The organism is Acetoanaerobium noterae (genome assembly GCF_900168025.1).
In the GTDB taxonomy this organism is placed as follows: Bacteria; Bacillota; Clostridia; order Peptostreptococcales; family Filifactoraceae; genus Acetoanaerobium; species Acetoanaerobium noterae.
The window spans coordinates 34,521-41,337 of record NZ_FUYN01000010.1 but is presented as its reverse complement, the minus strand read 5'-3'; the positions used below and the strand labels follow the sequence as shown (position 1 = coordinate 41,337).

Below are 6,817 nucleotides of genomic sequence, written 5' to 3'. Positions count from 1 at the left end.
GGGGTTCGATTCCCCTAGGGGTCACCATTAGTGGGCTCATAGCTCAGCTGGGAGAGCACCTGCCTTACAAGCAGGGGGTCACAGGTTCGAGCCCTGTTGGGCCCACCAAATTTAATATGCGGTCCGGTAGTTCAGTTGGTTAGAATGCCAGCCTGTCACGCTGGAGGTCGAGGGTTCGAGCCCCTTCCGGATCGCCATTTTAAAACTAAATAATAAGTACATGAAAAATGGTGTATGATAGTAGATAATGTGCTGGCGTGGCTCAACGGTAGAGCAGCTGACTTGTAATCAGCAGGTTGTAGGTTCGATTCCTATCGCCAGCTCCACATGCGGATGTGGCGGAATTGGCAGACGCACTAGACTTAGGATCTAGCGCCTTGTGCGTGGGGGTTCAAGTCCCTCCATCCGCACCATTTTTTTTGCGGAAGTGGCTCAGTGGTAGAGCATCGCCTTGCCAAGGCGAGGGTCGCGGGTTCGAGTCCCGTCTTCCGCTCCAGTTATGTGCCTGTAGCTCAGCTGGATAGAGCACCGCCCTTCTAAGGCGGGTGTCAGGGGTTCGACTCCCTTCAGGCACACCAATTTTTTGTTGGGGATTAGCCAAGTCGGTAAGGCACCAGACTTTGACTCTGGCATGCGTAGGTTCGAGTCCTGCATCCCCAGCCATACTCTGACCCATTAGCTCAGTCGGCAGAGCACCTGACTTTTAATCAGGGTGTCCCGCGTTCGAGTCGCGGATGGGTCACCACTTACTATTTTACATAGCTTAACATGGAGAGGTGTCCGAGCGGTTTAAGGAGCTGGTCTTGAAAACCAGTGATTCCGAAAGGGACCGTGGGTTCGAATCCCACCCTCTCCGCCATGTTAGCCCAGATAGCTCAGTCGGTAGAGCAGAGGACTGAAAATCCTCGTGTCGGTGGTTCGATTCCGCCTCTGGGCACCATTTGAGCTGATTTCAGCATTAGGGCGGCATAGCTCAGATGGCTAGAGCGTTCGGTTCATACCCGAAAGGTCACAGGTTCGACCCCTGTTGCCGCTACCAATTTAATATAGTATAATGACATTATCGAGGTGTAGCGCAGTTTGGTAGCGCACGTGGTTTGGGACCATGGGGCCGGGGGTTCGAGTCCCTCCACCTCGACCATATAGATTAAATTTTAATATGGTGGATATAGCTCAGTTGGTTAGAGCGCCAGATTGTGGCTCTGGAGGCCGTGGGTTCGAATCCCATTATTCACCCCAACAAAACGAGGCGGCATAGCCAAGTGGTAAGGCAGAGGACTGCAACTCCTTCACCCCCAGTTCAAATCTGGGTGCCGCCTCCACTATTTTTTTTTATAATGAATTATTTGTGCCCATAGCTCAGCCGGATAGAGTATTTGACTACGAATCAAAGGGTCGGGGGTTCGAATCCCTCTGGGCACACCACAGCAATATTTTCAGAGGCTATATATAGAAAAAAATATAAATTTAACAAATTTTTAACTCATATTAAAAACATTTAACCCTTTAGATTATTCTAAAGGGTTTTTTATTGCAGGGACAACAAAGCTCACCACATATTTAAGCAATACAGATAGCTTAAATATGTGGTGTTTTTGTTTAATTATAAATATTTTAAACATAAAGTTTGTATTATCATTGGGATTTGTATTATAATATAGGTTAATTGAAAATTTTACCTATTGAACTTTTAAGCTACTATTATAATGAAGAGGTGTTTATATATGAAGATAAAATTATTGACTGGAATGCTTATTTTTACACTTTTTTTATCTAATTTTGGAATAATATCATATGCAGATTCATATACAGCGACAAAGATTTTTTATCAACCGAAGATGCACAACCAAAATCATAATAAATTTTTAAACCAGCATAAGAAAACTCAAGTAGAAAAACTAATACATAGCTATCAGAATAATTTTGTGAGTGCCATAAATTCAGGAGATTTTTCGCTGGTATCATCGGATATTCTTCCAGGCAGTAAGATATGTACAGTTCAGAAATCAACTGTAAAGTCATACTCAGAAAGAGGAATAAAGGAACGTCTTATATCATATAAAATAAACTCCATGAGTGAGTTTGACAACGGAGATTTTAGAGTGGTAGTAAATGAAAAATTTTATATCCAAAAAGGTAATCAACCACTGGAATATAAGGAATTTGAAAATATATACAGAGTAGCTAAGACAAATAAAGGCTATAAGATGTCTCAGATATTATCAGTAAAAATACTAGACAGCAAAACAATAAAAAGTTGAAAGGACTAAGAGCATGACAAAAATCATCAATGTTAAAACTAGCAAGGATTCTTACCCTATATATATAGAACATGGCTTGAAGACAAATTGGGCATCATATATAAAACAGCTTTTACGAGGAGAAAAAGTTGCAATTATTACAGATAGCAATGTAGGTCCTTTATATGCGAATGAACTAAAAGCTTCGTTAGAAAATCTAAATATAAAAAGTTGTATTTTTACTATTTCTGCAGGAGAAAAAAGCAAATCTATTTCAAATTATGAAAATTTAGCAACTCAACTTATAGAATATAATATAACTAGAAGTGATTTGATAATAGCTCTTGGTGGAGGAGTAGTAGGAGATTTAACAGGTTTCGTTGCTTCAACATTACTTAGAGGAATAGATTTTATACAGATTCCAACATCTTTGCTTGCTCAAATCGACAGCAGTGTAGGTGGAAAGGTAGCAGTTAATCTTCCTATAGGGAAGAATCTTTTAGGAAGCTTTTATCATCCAAAAGCTGTACTTATTGACCCTGAAGTTTTGCAGACTTTGGATAAGAGAGTTTTATCCGATGGTATGGCAGAGGTAATAAAATATTCTTGTATAAAGAACGAAAGCTTTTTTAAGTTTTTAGAAGAATATGATTTGGATTCTATAAGTGGGCAATTTGACAAGCTGATTTCTACATGCTGCCAAATAAAAGCAGATATTGTCGAAAGAGATGAAAAGGAAAATGATGAAAGAATGTTGCTTAATTTTGGGCATACCTTTGGACATGTCATTGAAAGTAATTTTAATTATGAAGTTTATACTCATGGAGAAGCCGTGGGACTGGGAATGCTTTATATAGCAAGCTTAGGAGAAAGGCTAGGACTTACCAAGCTAGGCACTAGTGATAAAATTAAGACTCTAATGCTAAAATATAATCTTCCTATAGACTATCCTAAAATGGATATTGAGGCTGTGAAAGCGATAATTTCTCATGATAAAAAGTCACTAGGAGAAAAAATTAATACTATTTTTATAAGAAAAATAGGAGATTCGTTTATATATCCGGAAGATATAGATGCTTTAATAGAAAAATAACAGGTAGCTATTTATGATATAGAATATTGAACGAGCAAGTACTTAGATGTATTCTTGAGAAGTACCAGTATATATCATTAAAAAATTTAAATAGCTTTGTATACAGTATGAATAGAAAGGAAGTTGCAATGCCTAAAAAGACAGTAACAATTATTCCGAAAAAGCTTTCTGGAGAGATAAGTATACCACCTTCAAAAAGCATGAGTCATAGAGCTATAATAGCCGCATCCTTATCTGATGGGATGAGTAAGATAGCGAATGTGATTTTATCAGATGATATATTAGCAACGATTAATGCAATGAAGAATTTTGGAGTGGAAATAGAAGTTCAAGATAATGCAGGCCTAAGGAAAACAGTAATAATTAAAGGCAATAAAAACCTAGTTTATACAGGTAACGACATCTATTGCAATGAGTCTGGCTCTACTCTTAGATTTTTAATTCCTTTTGCAGGATTAATGGATGAAGAGGTTAAGTTTACAGGTAAAGGCAAGCTTGTAGAAAGACCTCTTGATGTATATTATGAGATTTTTGATAAACAAAATATATCCTATAGGAATGAAGAAAATAAACTGCCTCTAGTAATAAACGGAAAATTAATGGCAGGAGAATTTGAGCTTCGTGGGGATATAAGCTCTCAGTTTATAACTGGGCTTATGTTTGTGCTTCCACTATTAGATTCTGATTCAAAGATAATTATCACGACAGATTTAGAATCTAAAGGGTATGTTGATATGACAATTGATACGCTAAAAGCCTTTGGGATATTGATAGAAAATAAAGAGTATAAAGAATTTTATATAAAGGGAAATCAAGCTTACAAAGCTAGAGAATACAAAGTTGAGGGCGATTTTTCGCAAGCAGCATTTTGGATAGTAGCTGGAGCTATTGGAGATAAAATAGTATGCAATGATGTAAATCTAGAATCTCTTCAAGCAGATAAAAAAATTATAGATATAGCAAAAGCTATGGGAGCAGATATTAAAAAGCTTGAAGATGGACAACTTGAGGTAAACTCTGGGCATTTAAAATCAATGGTAATAGATGCTTCTCAGATTCCAGATATAATTCCAGCAATTTGTGTTATGGCATCTGTGAGTGAGGGAGAAACTAGAATCATCAATGCATCAAGACTTAGGATTAAGGAATCTGATAGAATCAAGTCTACAGTTAGTGAGTTATCAAAGCTAGGAGCAGATATTACAGAGCTTGAGGATTCTATTATTATAAATGGAAAAACTCAGCTTACTGGAGGAAAACTCAGTAGCTGGAATGATCATAGAATCGCTATGGCCATGGCTATAGCTTCTATAAGATGTCAATTTGAAGTAGAAATATCAGGAGCTGAAGCAGTTTCTAAATCCTATCCGCATTTTTGGGAAGACTTTAAAACGTTAGGAGCAGATATTAATGAGTACGACACTGGGAACTAAATTAAAACTTACTATATTTGGAGAATCGCATGGAGTTGCTATAGGCGGAGTAATAGATGGAATCCTGCCTGGGGTTAAGCTTGATATGAACTATATAGAAGCTGTTATGAAAAGAAGAATGCCAGGACAAAATGATATGTCCACACCTAGAAAAGAAGCTGATAAGGCTGAAATATTAAGTGGTGTTTTTAATGGAATTACAACTGGTGCTCCTATAGCTTTTGAAATTAGAAATTCAAATCAGCACTCGAGCGATTATGAAAAAACTAAAAATCTAATGAGACCAGGCCATGCAGATTATACAGGCTATATGAAATACAAAGGGTACAGTGATTATAGAGGAGGAGGACATTTCTCTGGAAGATTAACAGCTGTGCTTACTTTTGCTGGTGCTATAGCGAGCTATATACTAGAGGGAGCAAATATTTTTACTACGGCTCATGTACTAAGTATTGGAGAGGTTGTTGATGAAAATCTAAATTCCATGACAGGAAGTGCTCAGCTAAGAGATAAATTGAAGCAAATGGAACTACCAGTAATATCAGAGGAAAAAGAAATTCTCATGAGGAATCTAATTCAAGATGCAAAGGCAAACCACGATTCTATAGGAGGGGTAGTGGAGTGTGCCATAACTGGAGTGCCAGCTGGTATAGGAAGCCCATTTTTTGATTCTGTCGAGAGTAGATTATCTCATATGCTATTTTCTATTCCAGCTGTTAAAGGTATTGAATTTGGTGATGGATTTGAGATGAGTAAAGCAAGAGCATCTATGGTAAACGACGAGATGAGTATAACTGATGGGGAAGTAACACATAAATCAAATCACAATGGGGGAATTTTAGGTGGCATCACTAATGCTATGCCTATAATATTCAAAACGGCAATAAAGCCAACTCCATCTATAGCGATGAGCCAAAATACTATAGATATAAATAATTCCAGTGATGCAATAATTGAGATAAAGGGAAGACATGATCCTTGCATAGTACCTAGAGTGGTTCCTGTAATTGAGTCAGTATCAGCTTTTGTTATTTTGGATATGATGCTAGATGAAAATCCTGAGTACATCAAATCAAGGTGGAGCCTATGAAGAAAAACAATTTTGGATTAATAGGAAAAACTTTAGCTCACAGTATATCAGATGTACTTCATCAAGAGATTATGAAAGAAGCAGGTATAAAAGGTAGCTACGGCATGTTCGAAGTACAGCCTGAAAATCTAGAAAAAGTTATAGCTTCGATGAGAGTACTAAACTTAGCTGGTCTAAATGTAACTATCCCTTACAAGCAGGATATAATGAGATATCTAGATAAGATAGATCAAAAGGCAATCGAAATAGGGGCTGTAAATACAATTACTTTAAAAGAAAACAAAGCCATAGGAACAAACACAGATTACGATGGCTTTAAATTATGTCTTGATAAAGCAGGAATATCTATAAGCAAAAATGGATTTACTTTACTTGGAGCAGGAGGAGCTGCAAAGGCAGTTATAAAAGTACTGCAGGATGAAAAGGCTAGTAAGATAACACTTATAAGCAGAAATCCAGATAAAACCAAGCTGGAGTATCCAGATTTTGAAGTACTGGCTTATGAGGAAATCGATGAAATTAAGGATAAATACTGCCTTATAAACTGCACCCCAGTAGGAACCTATCCGAATATTGAAGAGTGTCCTATTAAAAAGGAAGCTATTAAAAAGTACAGCAATGTAGTTGATCTCATATACAATCCACAAAAAACCAAGCTACTTAAGCTAGCAGATGAGTATGGTATCAATAATATAAATGGGCTGTATATGTTAATAGGGCAAGCTCTAAAAGCACAGGAAATATGGGCAAGTAAGCAGAACGTGGATGTAAATGATAAAACGTCTTTAGTAGATAAAATATATGAAGATATAATCTTGAAATTCAATCTATAATTAAACGTAAATATAAATATAAACAACTCAAAATTTATAAGAAAATGACAAATAACAGTTAAACTTATAAATTGTATTTTATTTTCACCATAATTTTCTGATTATGGTGTTTTTTATTTGTATATTGG

5 protein-coding genes and 15 tRNA genes are annotated in these 6,817 nt (G+C 36.7%); all 20 read left to right on the top strand.

All coding sequences use genetic code 11. The features are described 5' to 3' along the window. Positions 1-32: 32 nt before the first annotated feature. Positions 33-108, top strand: a tRNA-Val gene (locus B5X47_RS13140). A 12-nt stretch (positions 109-120) separates the two neighbouring features. Continuing rightward, positions 121-197, top strand: a tRNA-Asp gene (locus B5X47_RS13135). A 54-nt stretch (positions 198-251) separates the two neighbouring features. Beyond that, positions 252-326, top strand: a tRNA-Thr gene (locus tag B5X47_RS13130). Positions 327-329: 3 nt separating this feature from the next. Beyond that, positions 330-413: transfer RNA gene (locus B5X47_RS13125), tRNA-Leu, on the top strand. Positions 414-421: 8 nt separating this feature from the next. Then, positions 422-496, top strand: a tRNA-Gly gene (locus B5X47_RS13120). Between the two features lie 5 nt (positions 497-501). Further along, a tRNA-Arg gene (locus B5X47_RS13115) sits at positions 502-578 on the top strand. Between the two features lie 9 nt (positions 579-587). After that, positions 588-663: transfer RNA gene (locus tag B5X47_RS13110), tRNA-Gln, on the top strand. Positions 664-669: 6 nt separating this feature from the next. Next, positions 670-745 (top strand) — tRNA-Lys (locus B5X47_RS13105). A gap of 25 nt (positions 746-770) precedes the next feature. Continuing rightward, positions 771-859, top strand: a tRNA-Ser gene (locus B5X47_RS13100). 5 nt (positions 860-864) lie between these two features. Continuing rightward, positions 865-940 (top strand) — tRNA-Phe (locus B5X47_RS13095). A gap of 22 nt (positions 941-962) precedes the next feature. Continuing rightward, positions 963-1,039: transfer RNA gene (locus B5X47_RS13090), tRNA-Met, on the top strand. Positions 1,040-1,064: 25 nt separating this feature from the next. Continuing rightward, positions 1,065-1,141: transfer RNA gene (locus B5X47_RS13085), tRNA-Pro, on the top strand. Between the two features lie 21 nt (positions 1,142-1,162). Beyond that, a tRNA-His gene (locus B5X47_RS13080) sits at positions 1,163-1,239 on the top strand. Between the two features lie 9 nt (positions 1,240-1,248). After that, positions 1,249-1,322: transfer RNA gene (locus B5X47_RS13075), tRNA-Cys, on the top strand. A 26-nt stretch (positions 1,323-1,348) separates the two neighbouring features. After that, positions 1,349-1,425: transfer RNA gene (locus B5X47_RS13070), tRNA-Arg, on the top strand. A 299-nt stretch (positions 1,426-1,724) separates the two neighbouring features. Next, entirely contained in the window at positions 1,725-2,261 is a 537-nt protein-coding gene (locus B5X47_RS13065; RefSeq protein ID WP_079590718.1) for a TcaA NTF2-like domain-containing protein, read from the top strand. A gap of 13 nt (positions 2,262-2,274) precedes the next feature. Further along, positions 2,275-3,333: a 3-dehydroquinate synthase gene (aroB, locus tag B5X47_RS13060; protein WP_079590716.1), complete on the top strand. Its 1,059-nt coding sequence runs from the start codon at positions 2,275-2,277 to the stop codon at positions 3,331-3,333. A 26-nt stretch (positions 3,334-3,359) separates the two neighbouring features. Continuing rightward, complete coding sequence (aroA, locus tag B5X47_RS13055; protein ID WP_330395782.1) at positions 3,360-4,766, top strand: 3-phosphoshikimate 1-carboxyvinyltransferase; 1,407 nt, start codon at positions 3,360-3,362, stop codon at positions 4,764-4,766. Continuing rightward, the gene (aroC, locus tag B5X47_RS13050) at positions 4,744-5,856 is read left to right on the top strand and encodes a chorismate synthase (RefSeq protein WP_079590712.1); all 1,113 of its coding nucleotides are present in this window, start codon (positions 4,744-4,746) and stop codon (positions 5,854-5,856) included. Before aroA ends, aroC begins: the two co-directional genes overlap by 23 nt. Next, positions 5,853-6,689 (top strand): shikimate dehydrogenase, encoded by an 837-nt coding sequence (gene aroE / locus B5X47_RS13045; RefSeq protein ID WP_079590710.1) that lies wholly within the window; start codon positions 5,853-5,855, stop codon positions 6,687-6,689. Before aroC ends, aroE begins: the two co-directional genes overlap by 4 nt. Positions 6,690-6,817: the final 128 nt, after the last annotated feature.

Coding starts and splice junctions, on each gene's coding strand:
- B5X47_RS13065 (WP_079590718.1), top strand. CDS start 1,725: ATGAAGATAAAATTATTGACTGGAATGCTTATTTTTACACTTTTTTTA.
- aroB (WP_079590716.1), top strand. CDS start 2,275: ATGACAAAAATCATCAATGTTAAAACTAGCAAGGATTCTTACCCTATA.
- aroC (WP_079590712.1), top strand. CDS start 4,744: ATGAGTACGACACTGGGAACTAAATTAAAACTTACTATATTTGGAGAA.
- aroE (WP_079590710.1), top strand. CDS start 5,853: ATGAAGAAAAACAATTTTGGATTAATAGGAAAAACTTTAGCTCACAGT.